Raw genomic sequence first — 23,047 nt, 5'->3', positions numbered from 1 at the left:
GTCACCTTAAATAATTAGCACTATTCTACTTGCTAAACTAGAAAGAAGCATAGCCCTACGACACGACTATGTTAGAATGCGCACTTTCTCTCTGATCCATGAAAAGGCATAGGCAATGACCCAATCGGAAAAACAGTCGATTAGTTATAAAGACGCGGGCGTAGACATCAACGCAGGTAATGAATTAGTTGAGCGCATCAAAGGCGTAAGTAAAAAAACCCGCAGACCAGAAGTGCTAGGCGGTTTAGGTGGTTTCGGCGCGTTAACTCGACTACCAACTAAATACAAAAACCCCGTCCTTGTTTCTGGCACCGACGGTGTTGGCACAAAATTACGTCTTGCCATGGATTTGAATAAACACGATACAATCGGTATTGATTTAGTTGCTATGTGCGTCAATGATTTAGTAGTAGCAGGTGCTGAACCACTACTCTTTTTAGATTATTACGCAACAGGCAAGCTGGACATCGATGTAGCCGCAAATGTTGTCACAGGCATTGGTGAAGGCTGTCTTCAAGCTGGGTGTGCCCTTGTAGGCGGTGAGACAGCAGAAATGCCAGGCATGTATCACGATGGCGACTACGACCTAGCAGGCTTCTGCGTTGGTGTTGTTGAAGAAAACGAAGCCATTGATGGAACCAAAGTTAGTGAAGGCGATGTCTTACTTGCACTTGGCTCATCTGGACCTCACTCGAATGGCTATTCGCTTATTCGAAAAATTCTAGAAGTCAACAACACAGACCTAAATGAAACGGTTGATGGCGTTGCATTGAAAGACGCTTTGATGGCACCGACACGTATTTATGTAAAATCATTGCTTTCGCTAATGGAAGAGATCGACGTTCATGCACTTGCTCATATCACGGGCGGCGGCTTACTTGAAAACATTCCACGCGTGTTACCTGAAGGTACCGCAGCCTACATTGACGCATCAAGCTGGACTCGTCCTGCTGTCTTTGATTGGTTACAAGAGAAAGGCAATGTTGAACAAGAAGAAATGTACCGCGTACTTAACTGTGGTGTTGGTATGGTTATCGCGGTGTCAAAAGACAATGCTCAAGCTGCATTGACAAAATTGCAAGATGCAGGCGAAGACGCTTGGGTTATTGGTGAAATCCAATCTCTACAATCCAAAGAGGTCATCATTTCTGATCTTGAGGAAAATGCATGAAACCCGCTGTTGTCGTTCTGATTTCGGGAAGCGGCAGCAACTTACAGGCTCTGATTGATCAGAGCCTGTGTGGCGCTCTCGACATTGAGATCAAAGCCGTTATCAGCAATAAAGCCGATGCATATGGCTTAGAACGAGCCAAAAATGCCGGAATTCCAACTCACTTTATTAGCCACAAAGATTTTGATTCCCGTGAAAGCTTTGACGGCGCACTCAAATTTTTGATTGAGCAGTACACCCCAAATCTGGTGGTATTGGCTGGCTTTATGAGAATTCTAACGGAAGAGTTTACGCGCTCTTATGAAGGAAAAATGCTCAACATTCACCCGTCACTTCTACCGAAATTCAAAGGCCTAGACACACACAAGCGCGCCATTGAAGCAGGAGAAAGTGAACACGGTGTATCTGTCCATTTTGTAAGCGCTGAACTTGACGCAGGCGCTGTCATCATTCAAGCTAGAACAAACGTTGAAACGCATGACACTCCAGAATCACTCGCGAAAAAGGTACATGCTCTAGAACACAAAATATACCCATTAAGTGTTAGTTGGTTTGCACAAAAGCGCATAACGTATAACGCTGGAAAAGCATTTCTAGACAATATCGAGCTACCTGAAACAGGTGTAACTTACCATACAGATCTAAAATAACGATGTAAAAGGAGCTAGTATGGGATCTAAAATACGTATTATCTTTGCGGCAGGCCTATTGGCTATTTTGCCCACACTAGCGTCCTCAAACGAATCATCCAACTCGAACTCAGAGCCCTTCTTCTCTCCATACAGCGCAACATACAGCACGGTATGGAAAAAGGGCATCAGTCTAAAAGTCGAAGGCACACAAACCCTCTCCAAAACAGACAATGAGACTTGGAACTTCAAGTTTGAAGCAAGCACTCTCATTGCCTCCTTACACGAAGAAGTATCCTTCAGAAAAAACGGGCAAACACTTGTTCCATTACGTTATGTCTACAAAAGTCAGGTTTTAGGCAAAAAACGCAAAGCCACTTTGACGTTTGACTGGAACAAAAATACCGTAAGAAATGATATCAAAAACAAACCTTGGAACATGAAGGTTGAGCACGGAACAATTGATAAATTAGGCATTCAACTCCAGATCCGAAATGATTTATTGAACCACAAAAAGGATCTTTCATATAAAGTGGCTGACGGCGGACACATCAAACATTGGAGCTTCGCAAGAAGAGGAACAGAAACGATTGATACAAAAATCGGGCGCTTAAACGCACTGAAAGTCGTTAGAACGGATAATCTTTCAAAAGAAAAGAGTACTTATTTTTGGTTCGCCCCTTCTTTAAATTATTTACTTGTAAAGATGGAACATAAAGAAGACGGCGAATCTTATAAGTTGGATTTAGAAAAACTCAATGAACGTGGATAAATATTTTTCGCAAAACATTACCCACCACTCAGCTAAAATATAACTTTAGAAAAACTCTAACAAAACTAACCCTGAACAAGCAAGGCGAGGGCCAGTCGGTCTTTGACATGCAACTTCTTAAATATTGCAGTTAAATGCGCCTTAACAGTACGCTCCACTATGTCCATTTCAAACGCGATCTGCTTATTTGTAAAGCCTTTAGCAACAAAAAGCGCAACATCTTTCTCTCTATCAGACAACACTTCCAAAGCAGTATTATCCGTAAAAGCATGATCCCGCTTCGCAGTTTGCTTAATAAGCTGCTGTATGAAAACTTTCCCCCCCCAGATCTCACCAGAATCAATCACTGATAACACTAGCAACAATTGCTCCTGCGCAATATAGGGATTACATTGCCCATTAATTCCATTAGACAGCATTCTAAGCGCAGCAGCTTGGCTCGATCGATTAGGAAACGCAACCAACTTTAGATCACTAAATTGAGCTTTAATCTCTACAACACTCTCTACCATTTCAGAGAAGTTTTCATCGTCCAAAAAAACAAAACAGTAATTAAACGCAGAAGCTTGACGACTAAGCTCCGCCATCGCATGCTCTCGACTCACTACACGGACCACATCACTCTGTGAAGGCATTATCTTTAGCCAATGCTGCCATATCGTGTCATCCGAGTTCCAGCACAATATCTTCAAAACAACCTCATAAACTTCGCTATTGAGTGAAGGAAATTCTACTCATATTTCAATAATTTAGAGTTAACATTTGTAAACCAAACGATACAATCCATAGTATAAATGTAACTACCTTTCTCTTAGTGCGTTTTGCTGTGCCTTTAAGATCGGTTTTAATAGGTAATCTAAGAGAGATTTCTTACCAGTAATCACATCTACGCCAGCTTGCATTCCCGGAATAATCGGCAATGGACGATCCTCAGTTCCTAAGTAACTCTTATCTGTACGCACTCTCACTGCGTAGAAACTGTTCCCCTCTTCATCCAAGATAGTATCTGCCGAAATTGTTGTAACTTCCGCCTGCAAACCACCAAACACGGCAAAATCGTACGCTGTTAATTTCACAACCGCCGGTAAACCAGGTTTTATGAAACCAATATCTTCAGGCCTTACCTTTGCCTCAATCAATAAAGAGTCTTCCAAGGGGACAATCTCAACCAAGTTCATTCCCGGCTTAATAACACCGCCTACTGTATTGATTTGTATCTGCTTTACAATTCCTTTCACTGGAGAACGCACTTGGGTACGGGAGACCTTATCTTCCAATGAAACCGAGGACTCGCGGATCTGATCAAGCTTTCCTTTTATTTTGGTCAAATCCTCCTGCGCTTCTGCTCTGAATTTTGCATCAACTTCTTTCAGCTTGTTCTCAGCCTCTTTCAAAGACGACCTAGCCCGGGGAATAGAAAGCTCCGTCGCTTCCATATCACCTCGAAGCGTATTCACTTGTCGACGCAACTGAAGTAGCTCAACACGAGACACCGCACCTTGCTCAAACGCAGGCTCAGTAAGCGTCAACTCCTCTTGAGCCAACTCATAGCTGTCTCTTAAGTTAACCAGCTTTGCCTCTTGCTCGACAACTTCCTGTCGCTTTTGATCCACTTGCTGAGTAAACACCTGTTGATTAGCCCGTAAAGAAGCCAATCGATTTTTGTAAAGCGCGTCTTCCCGGTCAATAATATTAGGAAATTGATCCTTAATTTCTGCCGAAAATACAGGATCATTTCCCGAAGCTTCAGCAGCAAGCCTTTGCGCCCTTGCCTCCAAGTTAAAAGATTCAACCTGCTGCTCTCGTAATGAGGAAAGCGCTTCGGTATTTTCGATAATCATAAGGAGCTGACCACTCTCAACCTTCTGACCGATTCGAGTGGCAATTTCTTTTAGAATTCCGCCTTCAAGGTTCTGCACTACCTGCACTTGGCTCGAAGGAATCACGGTACCTTCCCCAACTGTCACTTCGTCTAACTCAGCATAGTGCGCCCAAACAGCTCCCGCAGAAATGAACAAAAAAATCGCCCATAAAATGATCCTTCCGCCTCGCGGTGCTTTGAGCATCAAGGCGGCATTACGATCGTTTAAAAAACCGAGGTCTTTTTGAGATATATCATTCTTGTTAGACATGGTTAACTCACCTTCAACTTGCCTTGACGCAGCGCTTCATGTACTTGAGCCTTAGGCCCATCAGCAACCATTCTTCCGTTATCCATTACAATAATCCGGTCAACCATATCCAACATAGACGCTTTATGAGTAATCATTATCAGGGTTTTATCTTTGAGACCGTCCATTAGCCTTCTTTTCATTCGAGTTTCTGTCGTATTATCCATTGAAGCGGTGGGCTCATCTAAAATCAAAATTGGCGGATCAAAGAGAAGCGCTCTGGCAATTGCTATACTCTGTCGCTGCCCCCCAGAAAGCAACGCTCCTCGCTCACCAACATCGCTGTCTAACCCTGAAGCTCTCCGGTTAGCAAATTCTGACACACCAGAAAGGTCAGCCGCTCTCAACACAGCCTCATCCTCAATATACGGAACCCCCATAACGATATTGTCTCGAATTGAACCATAAAACAAAGACACATCCTGAGATACCGCTCCGATATTACGACGTAAATCGGCTGGATTGATCTGTCGCATATCTACTCCGTCAACACGTATTGCACCTTGTGTCGGAGCATACAGCCCAGTCATAATTTTACCTAACGTAGATTTACCAGAGCCTATTCGACCAATAATCGCCACTTTTTCACCGGGTTTAATGGTAAAGCTAACATTAGAGATTGCTGTTTGCTCTTGTTCAGGATACGAAAATGCAACATTGTCGAATTGGAATCGCCCCTCGAACAGTGGGCGATGAACATATTTAACGTCCTCAGGGTTTTCGACGGGTGCTGACATAATCTCGTTAATGGAAGTCAAAGCGCCTTTCGCTTGATTGTATCGTGTTGCTAATCCAGCAATTTGCGCCATCGGCCCGAGCGCTCGACCGGTCAGCATCACTGATGCGATTAACGCTCCCATACTCATATTGCCTTCCGAAATCTGATACACACCTGCAATAACCATAACAACCGTTGTCAGTTGTTGAGCCACTTGCGCAAATGAAGAGCTTGATTGAGCAAGTTGGCGAGTTTTAATCCCCCAATCAGCAATGTTTCCAACAGAACTCTCCCATTGCTTTTGCAAAACACCTTCGGCCCGATTCAATTTAACACTTTCAGCATTGACCAAACTTTCGATCAAAATAGCATTTTTTTGCGAAGAGGTTTTTTGACTCTCTTCAATAGAACGTCGTAATGGCCCTTGAATAATGACACTGTACGACAAGATCAAAAAGATGGTTACTAAGGGAATAAAACTAATCGGTCCACCAATTAACCAAATGACACCGATGATAATAAACATAAAAGGCAAATCGACGAGTGTTGTAATCGTTGCAGAAGTTATAAACTCCCTTATGCTTTCAAACTCTTGTAAGTTCTTTGCAAACGCTCCAACCGACTTAGGGCGCGCCTCCATTTTCATGTTGTTAACTCGAGAAAAGATAGAGGCTGACAGCAAAATATCAGATTTTTTCCCCGCAATGTCTATGAAATAACTTCGCAGTGACCGCAATAAAAAGTCAAATAGATAGACAGATGCTGCACCGATGGCCAAAACCCATAGCGTATCAAACGCATTGTTAGGGACTACGCGATCGTAGACGTTCATAACAAACAGAGGGCTGGCAACCGCAAAAAGATTTATGAGCAATGAAGCGACAAGGACATCACGGTAGATTCTCCATGATCTCGCTATTGTCCCCCAAAACCAATGACCTTTTTTAAAACGCTCAGCTTTAGATTCAGATCGTTTATCAAATCGAAAGACGGGTCTAACGAAAAAGGCATAGCCTGTATAAGCTTTCGCGAGTTTATCAAGCTTAACGAAAACCTCTCCTTCTCCGGATTCTGGTCGAAATATTTTAGCAACACGTTGCTCATGGTTCACTTCAAGAAGTACACAGGCCTCTTTATCTTCCAATAGAAGTACGACAGGCATGACCATTGAAGAAATGTCAGTTAATGCACGCTTTACAAAACGAGAACTTATCCCAATGCGTTTCGAGGCGCGCTGAAACAACTCCGGGGTCATTTCATTGTCTGTAATAGGCAAACCAGCAGCTATGGCATCAGCAGTATAAGGATTATCAAAGAACTTGCTGAGTATAACCAAGCAGTCGAGAAGCGGGTTGGGGTACTCAAGATGAGAAGCTTCTACCTTCCATTGCTCTTTCTTTTCAGAAGATTCCTCAGGTGGGTCACCCTGCTCACCACTTACACTGCTTTCTACGGTGCTTTTTTCTCCACCAGCTGGATCTATCTTAGGCGCATCGCCATTCGCTTTAGCGTCATCTACATTATTTTTTGCGCTCTTTTCTGTGTTTCCCACACTTTTGTGAGTGCTCGCCACCTTGCTTGTAGAAACGCCTTCATTTTCTTTAACAGCTGCCGCATTATTTTCTGCAACACCTGCATTTTTTTTAGTGTCGTCTTTTTTACCTTCAGATGCGCTCGTATTGGCTTTAGCTAAAGCTGTCTTATTCTCTTCAACACCTGCATTTTTTTTAGTGCTGTCTAACTGTCCTGTAGATGCGTTAGCCTTACGAGAGATTGCATTGCTTTCAACAGTGTTGCGCTTAGCAGCATCTAAGTTACTACTAGCACTACTTTCTTTTGATGAAGGTTCATGAGCGGATTTCTCAGCAGCGCCATTTACATCAACAGAGTTATTTTCGCCGTTTTTCTGAGTATTATCAGATGAGCCTTTTTGAGACATGTTAACCAATTGCTCCTTTACTGCCAGCAGATTTGGAACGTGACACTCACAAATCTTGAATTCGTATATACTAGACTAGAATAGAGGTTATTTCTTATTATGGGAAGCATGGTAACTAATGAGTCGAACGCTAAAAAAGGAAGCAAAATATGTTATATGCCAAGCTAAATGAAGCGGGCGAAATTGTAGACGTAGCAACACAGCAAAACGAAGAATACACTAAGCTCGTCGCTCCTGATGATCCTGTTGTTGCTGGCATTGTTGAATCCAAGCTCGACAATAGTGACACTCAAGAGCTTCTAACGACCTCAGACCAAGACATGATGCGTGTTTTAGAGGATTTAATCGACTTATTGGCTGAAAAAAGATTAATTCAATTTACTGAGTTACCCATGGCAGCGCAGAAGAAACTGTTAAGTAGGAAGTGGGTTCGTGGTGTTCATAACGGCTCAAATGACGCAATTTTAATCAGCGAAGAATTGCCTCCAGAAGGAAATGATTCGTTAATTTAGCAACTGCTTTTCTAGTAATTTTTTGTAAATTTATTTGTATTTTTTTGTGTTTTTTGCAAGTGAGTCAATAACTTACAGACTCACTTGCATCATTTCCGAACTTTACTGAATCACCATTTCTTGCGGTCTTCCAATTGCGTACCCTTGGACACTCACAATATCAAACCGCTTCAGCTGATCTATTTGACTCGTTGTCTCGACACCTGTCGCAATCACCTGAATATTCAGGCTGCCAAACATCTTACACAATGTATGCATGAAGAACGATTCAGCATCTTCACCAACCGCCATCTTGGTATATGAAGGATCGACTTTTACATAATCAGGCATGAGGGTTTGCAAATACTGAAAGGCAGAAAACTGCTTCCCAACATTATCTATCCCAAAGACCACTTGATGCCGCTTCAATGTTTGCACAAGTAGGAACGAATGATCTTCCGTCGACAACACACTTTGCTCTGATATTTCAAAGGCCAACTTAGACTTAATATCGTGCGATAGGCCCTCGAGCAACACATCCAACCATGCAACAAAAGAAGGTTTTGCATAAGCCGATGCAGACAAGTTCACGGCAAGAGGCGCACTGGTTGGCTCAGTTTCTAAATACGTTAGCACACGCTGAATAATCACCTGATCCACTTGGTCGCCCAAATCGAACTGCTCTGCCAGCCCGATAAAGTAACCAGCGTGATATTGTTTTCCTTCGTGCTCAAGGCTCGCAAAAATTTCCTCGTGGAATACGTTATCTAAACTCTCTAGTTCCGACACTTTTTGCTTGCGCAGGGTAAACGAACTCGTTTTAATGGCCGTTTCGAGCATATCTCGCCAAGCCATTCGGCCGATGGCTAGATCATCACCCGCTTCACTGTCAAATACGCGAACCTGATTTGCTCCCGCCGTTTTAGCCGCTCGAAGCGCCGCATCAACCTGCGCCATCGCAGCAGAGCGATCATCTGCCTGATCAATTAGCACTGCACCAATATTCGCCACCGCTTCAGAATAACTGATTCGAGAACTGGCTAATTCATGCAGTGCGCCAATCGTCTCATCGACAAAATGCTTAAGACGATCCAAGTCAATATTGGGCAGCAGCACAATAAAGTCTGCACCGCCTAATCGAGCCAAAACTGCATTGGCAGAGGAGAGACTAACCTGACTTTGGATAATATCTGCAGATGAACGAATGAATAAATCTGTCGCCTCGTAGCCCCGTTCATTATTTAAACGCCCCAAGTCAGTTAAACTAATCAATAACAAACCGTCGACAACTCGATCGGCATCAGAAAAGTGCGCTTTTATTTGGCTGTCAAAAAAGTTTCGATTTCCTAGACCACTAACGGGGTCTTTAAACGCCTTCGCCTGCAACCATTGTGCGGTTTCAGCTTCAGATTCAAATTCTTTCTCTAACTTTTCAGCCATGCGATTCATTGACTGTACTACCGATTTTAGCTCGCGCGTTTTCGGAAGCTTTTCCATTCGTACAAATTTACGTTGTTGTATCGCTTCCGCTTGTTTTTCTACTTCAGCCAAAGGCTTAAACAACCATCGAATCATGACCCAGCCCACTGCGATGGTAATTAGCCCGATAACTAAAAAAGAAAGCAATAACCCGCGTGTCGCATTCCAAAGCTGAAAGTACCCGTATCCGGCGCTTCCTGTCACATAAATTTGACCCAGTTCGTTCCAGCCATTAGATACAACGGCTTTAGCTGTCGGAACCTCGAAATCAATGGCTTCAATAAACCAACTTGGAACACCTTGAATAACGGTTTGATTAGCACGGAGAATGTCAGAATCCGTATCGTATACATGCACTCGAACCTGAGCAAAATAGCCGCTATCGAATACCGCATTCAGAGAACTCTCAACAGACGTATAATCTTCTAGCGCCATAAAGTCAGACACCTGCATACTTAATGATGTAGCAGTATCTTGTGTCGTCGATCGTAACTGTTCAACCAAATAGTCTTTTGTTGTCTTAAAATTGATGGCCATAACCACCATTAAGACAAACGACAAGAGTATAAATATGGTCAACATAAGTTGCCGAAAAAGTGTCATCGGGGTCTCCTACTTTTCAAATTCCGTAAGTCGGTTATTTAAATCAGTCCACAAGCTAAGTCTTGAAGAACCACCTACCAACACACCTCTCCCCTTTTCTTTTGATAACCAAAGATTTTCTGCGTTAAACGAATATATCGGTAACAAGTCTCGTCGCTTCGATGCAGGCTTTAACACTTTGTCTAGGTTATCCAGAATGACGGGGACAGAGGTGGGTTTATGATAATAGGCCAACACCATATGATGCTGATTTAATTTAAGTGCTTTTACATACACTAGGCGCAGCTTTTCATCTGGCACGCCCAGCTCTCGTAGTGCAAAGTATTTGGCAATTGTGAAATCCTCACAATCGCCACCACGGGTAGCAAGGAACTCGACTGGCGTAGCCCAATAATCCTTTTTTCCCCAGTGATTAATGTCATCCACAAAATCCATAAGATTAAAGAAATTGTTAATGGCATTGAGTTTGTCGACAATTTTGGCGTTACGGTTTTCGTCTATAACCTGACGCCAAGCCAAAATTCGCTTTTCAGCGCGTCCTCCATATTCAGCCCCAATTTTGGCGGCGAGAGCGCGATAGGTATCTGATATTTGCGCGTAGAGCAAGTAACTAGGCGCAAGTAGAAAACATACAAACAGAACGAAGCGGAAAGATTTCATAAATCTCTTCCCATCGTTAAAATAAATAGGCTGTTTTAAATGGCCCATCTTTTTGCTCTACTTTTTATTGAACGCGTCAAGCTGCTCTTGAGTAGCTTTCGCTTGATACTTTTCTTTCCACTGTGAATACGGCTCACCATATATTCGTTCACGAGCGCTTTCATAGTCAATTTCCACACCTAAATCCGCCGCAGCGGATGAATACCATTTGCTTAAACAGTTTCGGCAGAACCCTGCCAAATTCATTAACTCAATATTTTGAACGTCTTTACGGCTGTCAAGATGTTCTAAAAGACGTCGAAATGCAGCGGCTTCAATTTCAGTTTTATCTACCATCTAACTAATACCTTTGTTACACGTTTTTTTAACGTAACCTCAGAACCCAACTTTGACAACGAAATTCATCAAAAATTAGCCACGTTTATGCTCCGCGGGCTGATCTCGCCATTGCCACGCCAATGAAGCCTCCATAAAACCAACAATATGTCTCAAGTTGATACCATTAAGCTGCTCTAAAGCATAGATGCTCGCCTCAAACGTTGACAAGCTTTCAATTGATGGCGCTTTACGAACGCCATACACGCTTTTGGGCGCCTCACGAAACGTAAAAGCAGGTAACCGTTGCAAGCTAGGGTTCGAAAGCCAAATTCGCTTTGCTCGACGCCAAGTTGCATCGATCAACACCAAATTATCAATCTGGAATTTATCTGAATTTTCAAGAGGCTCTATCATTTCAGCGCACGCTGAGGGATAAATCAATGCGGTATTTTGCGCGGTTAAACCATCGAAGCATTGCGACACATCATCGTCTACATGAATACCAACCACCTCAGTTTGAGGAACCGCCAGTTGCAATAAACCGACGGTATTCTTAGCATGCTTCGACTCTTTAATGTCCTGAATAATAACCACTCGTTGAGGCACTCGCGCTTGCTGTATAAACCGACATACGCACTGACGCTCAACAAAGCCACATTGACCGCATTGTGATCGCTGCATTGCTGACCCGTTAGTTTAATTTTTCTAAGTACATTTTGACTACGTTATCCCAGCCAAAGTCCAACGACTCAACAGTTAAAGCATGTCCAATAGACACTTCAGTGATGCGTCCACCATCACATAACTCGGCGATGTTTGTTAAATCTAAGTCGTGCCCTGCATTTACACCTAACCCTACATCCAACGCTGCTTGTGCCGCTTCTTGATAGCTCTGTAGAATTTCATCTTTTGCATCGGAATGATAACCGCTCGCGTATTCTTCGGTATAAAGCTCAACTCGATCCGCCCCAATTTCTTTAGCGAGTTTCATGTTCTCTGCAATAGGATCCATAAACAGTACAACGCGAATACCTTTCGCTTTAAGTTGACCTATGACAGGACGAAGAGCATCTTGATCACGGGCTACATTCCAACCATGGTCCGACGTCAACTGATTAGGATCATCTGGGACAAGTGTGCACTGATGAGGAACCGTTTCTAATACAACGTCTAAAAACGCTTTATCCGGAAAGCCTTCAATGTTTAATTCCTTATCAGGATAAGCTTTTAATAGGTTTTTTAGGTCGTGTGCGTCTTTGTAGGTTGCATGACGCTGATCTGGGCGTGGATGAATCGTAATCCCAAATGCCCCTAGATCCAAAGTTTTACGCGCTATACTGACCATATTTGGGTAATCCCTACCGCGAGAGTTGCGTAATAGGCCAATTTTATTCAGATTCACACTCAAATGAGTCATATATTCTCTCGTTCCGCACTAACAGGTATGAGAACCAATTATATGTTAAAGGCGGAGGTAGGCACACCCAAAATACACTCATAAGCGACGAGATCTAATCGCAAGAGCAAACAGAACTTATTCGCGGCCTCTCCTTCGAAAATGTTAATATATGCCAAACATGACATTAACCCTTCAGGAGCCAGAATGAATTACGAATCGTTTAGCGACATCTACGAACGCGCCGTAGCGAGATTTTCTAGCGAAGCAGAGTTAAAGCAACATCTATTTCACCCACTTAACGCAGAGGAACTCAAGCGAATTTCCGACGACCGATGGTTATCGGCTTTCTCACAAAAAGTGTTTCAATCCGGCATCAGTTGGAAAGTGGTGCACAACAAATGGCCAAACTTTGAAGAAGTCTTTTTCCACTTTAATATCGAGAAAATGCTACTAATTCACGATGAAATGTGGGAAGAAAAAGCAAAGGATAAACGAATAATCAGGCACCTAGGAAAAGTTCTTACCATTAGGGAAAATGCAGCGATGATTCATGATATTGCTGAAGAACATGGGAGTTTTTCTAACTTTGTTAGTGATTGGCCTAGCCACAAGATAACGGATCTCTGGCAGATACTAAAAAAAAGCGGCAGCCGACTCGGCGGAAATACAGGACCTTACACCCTCAGAAGCCTAGGGAAAGACTCCTTTTTACTCACTAAAGATGTAGAAGGCTATCTGCGTCTTAATGGTATTATAGAGACGGGAAGAGAAACGAAATCCGCTTTAGCTGCCGCACAAGATGCATTTAACTTCTGGCATGAGGAATCAAATTTACCCTACAGCCAAATAAGCCAGTGCATCGCTTTTGGCGTTAACCGATCCTCATAAGGTTAAGAGTCAACCTGAGACTTTATTAAACAAACTAAAACAATCAATCGACATAATACATTTATTGGAGAGAAGATGGCGGATATACGCATCGATATCATTGCGGACTATGTATGCCCATGGTGCTATTTAGGATACACACGATTAAGTCAGGCCATCGAGCAACTAGGTGATGACTATAAGTTCGATCTGCGGTGGCAACCATTTGAGCTGCACCCTGAAATACCTGCCGAAGGGGTCGAGCGTGACGCCTATCTAAGTAGAAAATTTGGCAGCCAAGAAAAACTTAATGAAGTAAGCCATGCACTGCAACAAATTGGTATACAAGAAGGCTTGGAATTCAATTTCTCTGAAGAAGACATTGTCCCCAATACATTTCTAGCTCATCAGCTTATGACAAGAGCCAAATCAAGTGTTCTCGGAACGCCAATTGCTCTCGCATTATTCGAGGCCTATTTTACCCATGGAAAAAACCTTGGTGACAAATCTGTCCTTATAAAAATTGCTGAAGATGCAGGTATGGAGAAGTCTGAAATAGAAAATTTGTTCTGCCTTGAAGACCAAGTACTTACAGAGAAAAAATTGAAACATTTAAGCACAATAGATATACACTCTGTCCCCACCTATGTGATAAATGACAAGTTTATGATCCAAGGTGCACACACTGCAGACTCGTTATTTAAAACGCTGCACGACATTATCGAAAATGAAGAATTAGAATAATGCATATGAGCTGCGATAAATCGTTTAAATCGCAGCTCGTTTTCCCCACCTCTCAAAAAATCTGACCCACTTCCCTTTCGTCACGCAGTCCAAACAATAAAATCTATTAATATCACGAAATAAATTGAAAATTCATTATTGATAATAGTTATCATTAAAACTACAATCTTTACATGATAATTTTATTGAGAGTGATTTACATTCATGTATGTTTGTCTTTGTAAAGGGGTGACGGATAAGCAGATCCAATCTGCCGTTCAGGATGGCGCTACGACCATGCGCGAGCTTTATCAAGAAACCGAAGCAGGATCTCAGTGTGGGAAGTGTTGCAAGTATGTCAAATCCATTCTTAACGAAGAACTTCTCCAGCTAGCAGAATCTGCTGTCAAAGTTGCATAAAAGCCCGAACAAACTACCTATATCTAAGGGTTTATTCGGGCTTTTTAAAAAAACTACGTCTCTATGAGCTATTTCTCAACTTGAGACTGTAAATAGTTTTCTAGTCCAGTATTCTTAATCAGCTCTTTCTGTGTTTCTAGCCAATCAATCTGTTCTTCTTGTTCTTCTTGAATCGCTTCTAATACAGAGCGACTTATAAAGTCCTGTTTTTGTTCACAAACAGCAATCGCATCCACAAGCGCTTTAAGAGACTCTGTTTCAAACGCCATATTTGCTTGAAGCATTTCCTCTGTGTTTTCGCCAATACGTAAGCGACCTAAATCTTGTAAGTTAGGCAGACCTTCCAGAAACAACACTCGCTCGATTAAACGGTCAGCGTTCTTCATTTTGTGAATGGATGTTTTGTAATCTGCTTTATCCAGCTTTTCAAAACCAAAATCTTTAAACATTCGCGCGTGTAAAAAGTACTGATTAATACCTACAAGCTCGTTTGCCAAGACTTTATTAAGATGAGAAACCACGTCTCTATCACCTTTCATACCCTGTATCCTCTCTTGTTACATCTGAGATTGGTGGTAGTTTTGAGCCCCAATCTTATCCATCAAACCGAGCTGTTTTTCCAACCAATATACATGATCTTCTTCAGTATCAAACAAAAGTTTTTCAAGCACTTCGCGAGTCTGATAATCGTTTTCCTGCTCACACACAGCAATGGCATTACGAGCGCAGTCAACCACTTCAAGCTCTAGAGTAAGATCGTTTTGCATCATAGATTTAACATCAGACCCGATAAGCAGATCACGACGTTTTGTCATACATGGAATACCTTCCAAAAAAAGAACTCGCTTAATCAACCAATCTGCATGGTCTTTTTCTTCTTCCATTTCATGGTTCAAACGCTCATAAAGCTTTTGTAATCCCCAATCGTCATACATTCTGGAATGAATAAAGTACTGATCAATTGCCGCCAATTCATTTGCAAGAAGGCCATTCAATGCCTCAATGACTTTGTTACTGCCTTTCATACATTGTTCTCCTAACTGAATAAAACGCTTATACACTTAAAACTTATCGTATAAGCGCTCGGATTGTAGTCACTCTATTTAAAAAGTCACTATCAAAGCGAGTAATTTTTCAACATTTACATTTGGAGCTAGCTGTTCGACGCTTTACCCTCACCCCGTTTAATTTCTAGCTTGTCTATACGCTGAAAACCTCGTGGGAGTTTCAAGCCTCTTCGGCCACGCTCACCATAGTATTCCTGAAGATCTTTCTCAATAAGCGATAGAAAACGCTTACCAGAATGAGCAACAAGCAAGTCATTGGATTGAATCGTCGCCATTGCAATAACGAGCTCTTCACGCTCAGTAGCACGCGCAGATGGAATACTCAGCATTTTATTGCCCTTACCTTTCGCCATCTGGGGAAGTGATTTAACACCGAATACCAGCATTCGACCTTCATTGGAGACCACGATCACTTTATCATCTTCTGGACTTTCAACCTTGACTGGCGAAATCACTTCAGCGTTTGAAGGCAAGGTAAGCGTTGCTTTGCCGGCCTTATTTTTCGCATACAAGTCTTTGAGTTGTGCGACAAAACCATAGCCTGCATCACTTGCCAACAAATAATGCGCGTCTTCGCTGTCAAGCACAGCGGCAACAATAGAAGCACCTTTGTCTAAAGAAATTCGCCCCGTTATTGGCTCGCCTTGTCCTCTAGCAGACGGCAAGGTGTGTGCTTTTAGGGAATAAGTTCGACCATTTGAGGCAATGAGCACCAACGTTTGGTTCGTTCGCCCTTTTGCACTTAACAGATATTCATCGCCTGACTTGTAGCTTAAGCCTGATACATCAATGTCGTGCCCTTTTGCAGCACGAATCCAGCCTTGTTTCGACAAAATAACGGTCACTGGATCATTAGACAGCAAGTCTTCTTCACTGAAAGCCTGAGACTCTTTGCGTTCAATAAGCGGGGTTCTTCGCTCGTCACCAAAGTCTTCTATAGATTCTTTAAGCTCTTCAGTAATTAACTTTTTAAGCTTTCTATCTGACGCTAGCAATGCTTCAAGCTGCTCACGCTCTTTATTTAATTCGTCTTGCTCGGACTTGATTCGCATTTCTTCAAGCTTTGCTAAGTGACGAAGTTTTAATTCTAAAATCGCTTCTGCTTGAATATCTGATAACCCAAACCGCTTGATCAACTCTTCTTTCGGCTTGTCTTCGTGACGAATAATTTCGATCACTTCATCAATATTAAGGTATGCGATCAGCAAACCTTCCAGTATATGCAGCCTATTTAGAACTTTGTCTAGCCTAAACTGAAGACGCTTACGGACGACATCAATGCGAAATTTCAACCATTCCGTAATAAAGGCTTTCAAGCCTTTCACTTGCGGTAAACCATTCAACCCTATCACATTCATATTCACACGATAGGATTTTTCCAAATCTGTCGTCGCGAAGAGATGCGTCATAACAGATTCGGTGTCTACTCGATTTGATTTGGGAACAATCACAAATCGGGTCGGATTTTCATGATCCGATTCGTCTCTCAAATCAACCACCATAGGTAGCTTTTTCGCCTGCATTTGTGCAGCTACCTGTTCAAGCACCTTACTGCCCGATACTTGATGAGGTAATTCATAAACAACGATTTCTCCCTCTTCTATACGGTATCGTGCTCGCGCCTTAACCTGCCCTTTACCAAGCTCATACATCTTACGAATATCTGCACGCGACGTAATAATTTCACCGCCTGTTGGGAAATCAGGTCCTTGCACATAGTCGAGCAATTCATCAAGCTCAGCTTTTGGATTATTCAAAAGGTGTATGCATGCATTGCCCACTTCACGAAGATTATGCGGTGGAATATCGGTCGCCATACCAACAGCGATACCGGTTGTACCGTTTAGCAATAAATTAGGCAATCGAGCAGGCAGAACAGACGGCTCTTTCAACGTACCATCAAAGTTTGGAACCCACTCCACTGTTCCTTGACTTACTTCTCTCAACAACACGTCAGAATACTTAGATAATCGAGACTCCGTGTAGCGCATCGCGGCAAAGGACTTCGGATCATCTGGCGCACCCCAGTTTCCTTGTCCATCCACTAATGGATATCGGTATGAAAAAGGCTGAGCCATCAAAACCATCGCTTCATAGCACGCACTGTCACCATGAGGGTGGAATTTACCCAGCACGTCACCGACCGTTCTCGCAGACTTTTTATATTTCGCAGTGGCTTTTAGACCCAACTCACTCATTGCATACACAATGCGTCTTTGAACAGGTTTTAATCCGTCGCCGATGTGTGGCAACGCTCTGTCCAAAATGACATACATGGAATAATTAAGGTATGCTTTTTCTGTATATTCTTTTAAAGAAAGAGTCTCATTAGACTCAAAGTTCGACAAATTACTCAAACGTCGTATCCTTCACTAGGTAGCTAGATTCGCAAAAGCGTTTCATTACATAGGTATATTTGGGGTCTACTATAATTAATGCGCCTCTATTCCTGCAACCTTCTATAAAAAGAATACGCAATTGAGGCTATAATCAGGTATAAAGTAGATTATAAAACAGTCATTTTTTGTCTTTCAGGTAACAAAAGGATCTAACTCATGTCGAGCGTCGTCAGCGCGTCAACTCACGTTACGCATTTGATTGGTAGCCAAAGTACCAAGACCGTTCTTCATAATACAAGCAATATCAAAATTAGCTTGGTAGACACCCTTCAGGAAGACGCGCCAAGCCAGTTTTCAATATACCCTTCTGATGCCTTCATTTTTGTTGTAGAAGGCCAACTCTTTCTGCGCACGACTGACGAAGAAAATTCGCTAAAAGCTCATCAAGGAAGCTGGCTTTACTATCAAAACGCCTGTCAAATAGTCATGCTTTCCGAAAACGCTAAGTATTTAGTATTTGAACTAAAGAAACAGTTCACAGACTCTCAAAAACAAATGACTAAGGTAGCTAATGGGCAAGCACAGAAGCATAAAGATAAAGACGGTTTGTTGCATTGGACACTGTCTGAAAGTGACTTCAGCCGATTTGAGGTTTTGTTTTTTCCCCCAAATTACAAATCTGCGCGCCATTACTTTAAAAACTCGGCTCAATATCTATTTAATTTAGGGCAAGGAAGACAATCTATTGAACTAATAGGCGGTCAAAGCGAACCAATGAACATTCCAGATTTTGGCTTGTTCTTAAACACAAAAGAATCCTTGTCTTTTGTTAACGTAAAACATGCATCCATTCCCGTTCTACGCGTATTCACTCCTCCTCCAAAAAGCGGGCGAGTATTCGTACTCAAGAAGAGCGATTAATCTCTCATTAACAACGCTGTAACTATGTGATCTTCCCACTCCCCGTTTATTTTCAGGTAATTTTTAGCGACGCCCTCTTTTTCAAACCCCAGTCTATTTAACACCGCAGCGCTGCGCTTGTTAACTGGCATATGGCTCGCCTGAATACGATCAATACTGATCGATTTCATGAACTCAATCCCCGCTCTTAGCGCCTCTGTCATATACCCTTGACCTTCGTAAGATTTAGACAGGCTATACCCTAAACAACACGATTGAAAAACACCGCGAGAAATTGCAGAAAAATTTGTGTAAGCAATCATTTCTGATTCCGTTTTGTCCAGTAAGCACAATACAACGCCTTTATCTTCGAGAAAATCTCGACGCATTTCCTTTATTCGAAGCTCACAGGTCTTTAACGTGTAATATTCTTCATTTCGGGTGGGCTCCCACCTCGCCAAATGCTCACGCTCCCTGTTCACAAAATCGTATAACAAGTGAACATTTTCTAGTGAGAGCACTTTTAAGATACCTCTAGACGTTTCTATATGAGGAAAACGGCTAGAATTCCCTTCAATTGAATTGCCTACCACCCTACTTTCTTCCTTTACCTCAGCTAATTTTAAAGAATAAGAGGAGAACCAGAATTGATTACCGATATTGATAGTTTTTGTGTGCATTGGATGTTGCATCCAATCGCGAGCAGCAAGAACAGAGTCCCAGTAAGTAATGGAAACACTCTCCTCTTGACAAGTCCATTGATGCCCCAAAAAACCATCCATTTTCTCAGCAAGCTCTAACACTTTCTCTGACATTACCTTAAACATCAAGTCATCATATAACTCGGATGTAGATAAAATAACCATAAAGTAAGGCGGTGTGGGTAACGCAAAATTAGACATAATTGTTCGCTAAATCGTCAAAGATAATGAAACTGTTCAAAATTGCCCCGCAAGACAACACAAAACAAGCTATAATTAATTCAAGTTGGTTAAGGAAGCGTTTGGTCAACCAACCTTTGGAAAGAGCAGTACCTTTGCCTTCCAGTCTTCATTGATCGTACATTTTTTTAGATCGTCGTGCCAATTATGCTAAATCGTCATCGCTTCCCCTTTGGCTTTGACGTAAAGGACAGCAATTTCAGCCCACTAATTAAGTGGGCTTTTTTTTGCATTTTTCAGCTAAAAATGAACGTACATCTCGTAATTTTGCACTCACTCCGTAACGCTTACCCCCCAAATCTACTCAGCTTGCGAATCTGAAAAATGCAATTCACTGTATTGAGGGCTGAGGGGCTAGCAGCGAGTGAAGACCTCCTCCGTTGCGGAAAAATGGTAGTGCCTCTATTGCCACAACGTCCAAATTTGGAAAAAGAGTTCTATACACTTCTAATGCCTTCTCATCATGCGGATCATCAAAAACAGGAACCAAGATCGCGCCCTTCACAGGGTAAAAATTAACGTATGATAATGGTAGCGGTTTATCTTCCCATAATACGGTCATAGGCTGAGGGATTTCGATCACCTCGATCAATCGACCTTTGGCATCAGTAGAAGAAGTAAGGATTTGTTTGTTCTGCGAGAACGCATCTGTATTTGGATGATCCGAATCCTCACTAAACATCGTTACCACAACGCCTGGCGAAGCAAAAGAAGCGAGGCCACTTACATGGCCCTGAGCTAGATTATCGCCCCAAATTCCATTTTCGAGCCAAATGACCTTTTCCGCTCCCAATTCCCGCTTAAGAATCGATTCAATGTCTGCTTCGGTTAAAGCATCATCCTGATACTCTTCGAGCATATTTTGCTTTGTGACAAGCAACGTTCCCTCACCGTCGGATTGAATACAACCTAGACTATGAAGTTTGTCGATATCATTAATCGAAGAGGTATTTACCGTTTCACAAGTCACTTCAGAAAACCAGTCACTCATGGTATAAGGCTCATGGTTAGACTTAGATTTCTTACTCCACGCATTAAAGTGCCAGCCGATTGCTGTCACCCCACCTTTTCCATCTTCCACAAACAAAGGCATAAAATCTCTAGCCCATGTGAGCTCGGTAGAATGTATCTCTATATCCGGAGCAATCTCAGATGAAAAATCAAACACATTTTGAATTTCATCTGCGTCTTCTGGTCGAACAATAACGGTTACAGGCTCGTACTTTAATATTGTCTGTACTAGCTGTTTTAGACATGCCTTTATTTTACAAATTTGTTCGCCCGAAAATTCTTCTTGGTAGGGCCAAATAATCCAGCTTCGAGTATGAGACTCCCAATCCGCTGGGAGTCGTACCGTTGTTTCTATTTCGACCATATATGCTCACTTGTTTATACGATAGAAAAACCTTACGTCAAATACGTTGATCCTTTCAGTACTTTTTTATATGTATCAAGCAACGCCAACTTCTCATTATTGTTCAAAAGGCTATGCGCTACTTTATCTTCGTAACGTTTTAACAATTCTTGATCATTGTAACTTACATACTTTAGAACATCCTGAACACTGTCGCCATGAAGGACATGCTCAACTTTAAAAGAGTTTTCTGTTAAGTAGACATCAACAGAACAGGTGTCCCCAAATAAATTGTGAAGATCTCCCAATGTTTCCTGATACGCGCCCACCATAAAGAAGCCCATTAAGTAATCTTCATCTTTAGGCGGCGGTGGCAATGGAAGAGATGACTCAAGCCCTTCACCATCGACATAGCGATATAAGCAACCATCCGAATCACAAGTAACGTCTTGTATTTTTCCTCTATAACTCGGCGCTTGATCAAGACCTTGTAAAGGCAACACTGGGAAAACTTGATCAATTCCCCACGCATCAGGCATCGATTGAAACACCGAGACATTTACAAATAGCTTTTCTGCGAGCCTTTCATTTAGGTCATCAATGACCGGCCTATGACCACGATTTCGACTGCTTAACTTCGGCAATAATAACCGACATGCAGATAAGAAAAGGTTTTCTGCAAGTCCGCGCTGCTCTAGTGTTAGTTGACCATGGTTATATAAAGTAAGACTATCATTGAAGTCATCGACTAGATCATGATAAATCTCAACCAACGAGCGTTTATCTGAATACTCCCCTTTTAATGCTTCATAAGACTGCCAAAGACGCTGAATTTCTAATTCGCTGTTTGGTGAAGGCGTTGAAATAGGAAGCTGCTCCACACCGTGAGAAAACACATCCGCAATAATCATCGCGTGATGAGCCGTCACTGCTCTGCCCGATTCAGAAATGATATTAGGGTGCGGCAGGTCGTACTGTTCACAAATATTGTGAAACGCAAAAACGACGTTGTTCGCATATTCACTGATACTGTAATTTGCACTGTAAGCACTTTGACTGCGAGTTCCCTCGTAATCAACACCGAGCCCACCTCCTACATCAACCCACTGGATATTCACACCCATTAGATGCAGTTCGGAGTAATAGCGAGCACATTCCTTAAGACTATTTTGAATGTCCCTAATTCGGGTTATCTGAGATCCTAAGTGGAAATGGATTAACTCAAGACATTGGATCATGTTCTCTTCTTTAAGCAATTGAACAGAACGCAACAATTGTGAGGTTGTTAAGCCAAATTTGGACTTTTCGCCGCCACTGTTTCCCCAATGTGTTGAACACGTAGATGCCAAACGAATTCGGATACCAATTCTTGGAACCACATCTAGCCGCTTAGCTTCTTCTATAATCCATTCCAGTTCGTGGAATTTTTCTACTACTAGGAACACTTGGTGTCCCATTTTTTCGGCCATTAGGGCAAGGTGAATAAACTGTCTGTCTTTGTAGCCATTACATACAATAATGCCATCAGCACTTTGATGCATCGCCAACACAGCCATCAATTCAGGCTTACTTCCTGCCTCTAAGCCCACTTTTGAGGAATTATCGGGGCGGCAACTTGTAATCTCCTCGACCACACGACGCTGTTGGTTTACTTTTATCGGGTAAACAATTGCGTAATCAGCGTTGTACTTATAATGGTCGATGGCCTCACAAAACGATTGCGAAATCCTCTCGACTCGAGAGTGAAGAATATCTGGAAAACGAACCAAACAAGGATAAGAAATATTTTGGTCTTTTAAAGCTTTAGCCAGCTCCGTTAAATCCACCTGTTGCTGCCTATCAGGCAAAGCAGATACACGACCCTTGTCATTAATAGAAAAAAAACCGCCGCTCCAATGATCAACATTGTACAGCTCAATTGAATCTTTAACAGACCATTGATTCATAGATAAACTCACACAGATTCCGCTCTTTAATCATTGAGCTGAATAAAATAATTAAAGCGGAATGAAAAGCCTCAACATTCCGCTCCCAAGCCTAACAACGCATATAAACTTTTTAGTTCAGCTACGAGTACATTGAGGCT

General features: G+C 42.2%; 22 protein-coding genes. 8 read left to right on the top strand and 14 right to left on the bottom strand.

Annotated features, from left to right (window positions below; genetic code table 11):
• The first annotated feature begins 115 nt into the window (after positions 1–115).
• The 3 genes from purM to DFP79_RS03345 are packed head-to-tail and all read left to right on the top strand — an operon-like array spanning position 116 to position 2,572.
• A complete protein-coding gene (purM, locus tag DFP79_RS03355; protein ID WP_133502536.1) occupies positions 116–1,171 on the top strand; it encodes a phosphoribosylformylglycinamidine cyclo-ligase in 1,056 nt (351 codons plus the stop codon).
• Positions 1,168–1,821 carry a phosphoribosylglycinamide formyltransferase gene (gene purN / locus DFP79_RS03350; protein WP_133502535.1) on the top strand — a complete coding sequence of 218 codons (654 nt, stop codon included), beginning with the start codon at positions 1,168–1,170 and terminating at the stop codon, positions 1,819–1,821. Before purM ends, purN begins: the two co-directional genes overlap by 4 nt.
• A gap of 19 nt (positions 1,822–1,840) precedes the next feature.
• Positions 1,841–2,572 carry a DUF3108 domain-containing protein gene (locus DFP79_RS03345; RefSeq protein WP_133502534.1) on the top strand — a complete coding sequence of 244 codons (732 nt, stop codon included), beginning with the start codon at positions 1,841–1,843 and terminating at the stop codon, positions 2,570–2,572.
• A 65-nt stretch (positions 2,573–2,637) separates the two neighbouring features.
• Here the strand turns inward: DFP79_RS03345 and DFP79_RS03340 are convergent, their stop codons facing one another.
• The 3 genes from DFP79_RS03340 to DFP79_RS03330 all read right to left on the bottom strand — a co-directional run bounded on the left by DFP79_RS03340 (position 2,638) and on the right by DFP79_RS03330 (position 7,400).
• On the bottom strand, positions 2,638–3,207 hold the full coding sequence (locus tag DFP79_RS03340; RefSeq protein ID WP_208111386.1) for a helix-turn-helix transcriptional regulator: 570 nt from the start codon (positions 3,205–3,207) through the stop codon (positions 2,638–2,640).
• A gap of 165 nt (positions 3,208–3,372) precedes the next feature.
• Entirely contained in the window at positions 3,373–4,704 is a 1,332-nt protein-coding gene (locus DFP79_RS03335) for an HlyD family type I secretion periplasmic adaptor subunit (RefSeq protein ID WP_133502532.1), read from the bottom strand.
• Between the two features lie 2 nt (positions 4,705–4,706).
• Positions 4,707–7,400 carry a type I secretion system permease/ATPase gene (locus tag DFP79_RS03330; RefSeq protein WP_279526490.1) on the bottom strand — a complete coding sequence of 898 codons (2,694 nt, stop codon included), beginning with the start codon at positions 7,398–7,400 and terminating at the stop codon, positions 4,707–4,709.
• A gap of 149 nt (positions 7,401–7,549) precedes the next feature.
• Here DFP79_RS03330 and DFP79_RS03325 point away from each other — a divergent pair, with 149 nt between their 5' ends.
• Positions 7,550–7,912, top strand: a complete 363-nt coding sequence (locus tag DFP79_RS03325) for a hypothetical protein (protein WP_133502531.1) — start codon at positions 7,550–7,552, stop codon at positions 7,910–7,912.
• Positions 7,913–8,014: 102 nt separating this feature from the next.
• Here DFP79_RS03325 and DFP79_RS03320 read toward each other — a convergent pair whose 3' ends face one another.
• The 5 genes from DFP79_RS03320 to DFP79_RS03300 all read right to left on the bottom strand — a co-directional run bounded on the left by DFP79_RS03320 (position 8,015) and on the right by DFP79_RS03300 (position 12,368).
• Positions 8,015–9,973 (bottom strand): bifunctional diguanylate cyclase/phosphodiesterase, encoded by a 1,959-nt coding sequence (locus DFP79_RS03320; RefSeq protein ID WP_133502530.1) that lies wholly within the window; start codon positions 9,971–9,973, stop codon positions 8,015–8,017.
• Between the two features lie 9 nt (positions 9,974–9,982).
• On the bottom strand, positions 9,983–10,633 hold the full coding sequence (locus tag DFP79_RS03315) for a transglutaminase-like cysteine peptidase (RefSeq protein WP_133502529.1): 651 nt from the start codon (positions 10,631–10,633) through the stop codon (positions 9,983–9,985).
• A gap of 57 nt (positions 10,634–10,690) precedes the next feature.
• Positions 10,691–10,969: a DUF1244 domain-containing protein gene (locus tag DFP79_RS03310; RefSeq protein WP_133502528.1), complete on the bottom strand. Its 279-nt coding sequence runs from the start codon at positions 10,967–10,969 to the stop codon at positions 10,691–10,693.
• 75 nt (positions 10,970–11,044) lie between these two features.
• The gene (locus DFP79_RS03305) at positions 11,045–11,632 is read right to left on the bottom strand and encodes a tRNA-uridine aminocarboxypropyltransferase (RefSeq protein WP_133502527.1); all 588 of its coding nucleotides are present in this window, start codon (positions 11,630–11,632) and stop codon (positions 11,045–11,047) included.
• A gap of 10 nt (positions 11,633–11,642) precedes the next feature.
• A complete protein-coding gene (locus DFP79_RS03300; protein WP_133502526.1) occupies positions 11,643–12,368 on the bottom strand; it encodes a pyridoxine 5'-phosphate synthase in 726 nt (241 codons plus the stop codon).
• Between the two features lie 186 nt (positions 12,369–12,554).
• Between DFP79_RS03300 and DFP79_RS03295 the strand changes: the two genes are divergently transcribed.
• The 3 genes from DFP79_RS03295 to DFP79_RS03285 all read left to right on the top strand — a co-directional run bounded on the left by DFP79_RS03295 (position 12,555) and on the right by DFP79_RS03285 (position 14,360).
• Positions 12,555–13,238 carry a DNA-3-methyladenine glycosylase I gene (locus DFP79_RS03295; protein WP_133502525.1) on the top strand — a complete coding sequence of 228 codons (684 nt, stop codon included), beginning with the start codon at positions 12,555–12,557 and terminating at the stop codon, positions 13,236–13,238.
• A 75-nt stretch (positions 13,239–13,313) separates the two neighbouring features.
• Positions 13,314–13,961, top strand: a complete 648-nt coding sequence (locus DFP79_RS03290) for a DsbA family oxidoreductase (protein ID WP_133502524.1) — start codon at positions 13,314–13,316, stop codon at positions 13,959–13,961.
• 204 nt (positions 13,962–14,165) lie between these two features.
• A complete protein-coding gene (locus DFP79_RS03285) occupies positions 14,166–14,360 on the top strand; it encodes a bacterioferritin-associated ferredoxin (RefSeq protein ID WP_133502523.1) in 195 nt (64 codons plus the stop codon).
• A 68-nt stretch (positions 14,361–14,428) separates the two neighbouring features.
• Here the strand turns inward: DFP79_RS03285 and bfr (DFP79_RS03280) are convergent, their stop codons facing one another.
• The 3 genes from bfr (DFP79_RS03280) to parC form a co-directional block, all read right to left on the bottom strand.
• Complete coding sequence (gene bfr, locus DFP79_RS03280) at positions 14,429–14,899, bottom strand: bacterioferritin (protein ID WP_133502522.1); 471 nt, start codon at positions 14,897–14,899, stop codon at positions 14,429–14,431.
• Positions 14,900–14,917: 18 nt separating this feature from the next.
• On the bottom strand, positions 14,918–15,385 hold the full coding sequence (bfr, locus tag DFP79_RS03275) for a bacterioferritin (protein WP_133502521.1): 468 nt from the start codon (positions 15,383–15,385) through the stop codon (positions 14,918–14,920).
• A gap of 128 nt (positions 15,386–15,513) precedes the next feature.
• Complete coding sequence (parC, locus tag DFP79_RS03270) at positions 15,514–17,784, bottom strand: DNA topoisomerase IV subunit A (protein WP_133502520.1); 2,271 nt, start codon at positions 17,782–17,784, stop codon at positions 15,514–15,516.
• Between the two features lie 198 nt (positions 17,785–17,982).
• Between parC and DFP79_RS03265 the strand changes: the two genes are divergently transcribed.
• Complete coding sequence (locus tag DFP79_RS03265) at positions 17,983–18,687, top strand: hypothetical protein (RefSeq protein ID WP_133502519.1); 705 nt, start codon at positions 17,983–17,985, stop codon at positions 18,685–18,687.
• Here DFP79_RS03265 and DFP79_RS03260 read toward each other — a convergent pair.
• The 3 genes from DFP79_RS03260 to speA all read right to left on the bottom strand — a co-directional run bounded on the left by DFP79_RS03260 (position 18,684) and on the right by speA (position 22,907).
• Positions 18,684–19,568, bottom strand: a complete 885-nt coding sequence (locus DFP79_RS03260) for a GNAT family N-acetyltransferase (protein WP_133502518.1) — start codon at positions 19,566–19,568, stop codon at positions 18,684–18,686. The two genes, DFP79_RS03265 and DFP79_RS03260, sit on opposite strands and share 4 nt — an antisense overlap.
• 370 nt (positions 19,569–19,938) lie before the next feature.
• On the bottom strand, positions 19,939–20,982 hold the full coding sequence (locus DFP79_RS03255; protein WP_133502517.1) for an agmatine deiminase family protein: 1,044 nt from the start codon (positions 20,980–20,982) through the stop codon (positions 19,939–19,941).
• Positions 20,983–21,014: 32 nt separating this feature from the next.
• Positions 21,015–22,907, bottom strand: a complete 1,893-nt coding sequence (gene speA / locus DFP79_RS03250) for a biosynthetic arginine decarboxylase (RefSeq protein WP_133502516.1) — start codon at positions 22,905–22,907, stop codon at positions 21,015–21,017.
• Positions 22,908–23,047 lie beyond the last annotated feature (140 nt).

The organism is Marinomonas balearica (assembly GCF_004362145.1).
Classification (GTDB): domain Bacteria; phylum Pseudomonadota; class Gammaproteobacteria; order Pseudomonadales; family Marinomonadaceae; genus Marinomonas; species Marinomonas balearica.
This window is presented reverse-complemented; position numbering and strand designations above follow the sequence as displayed.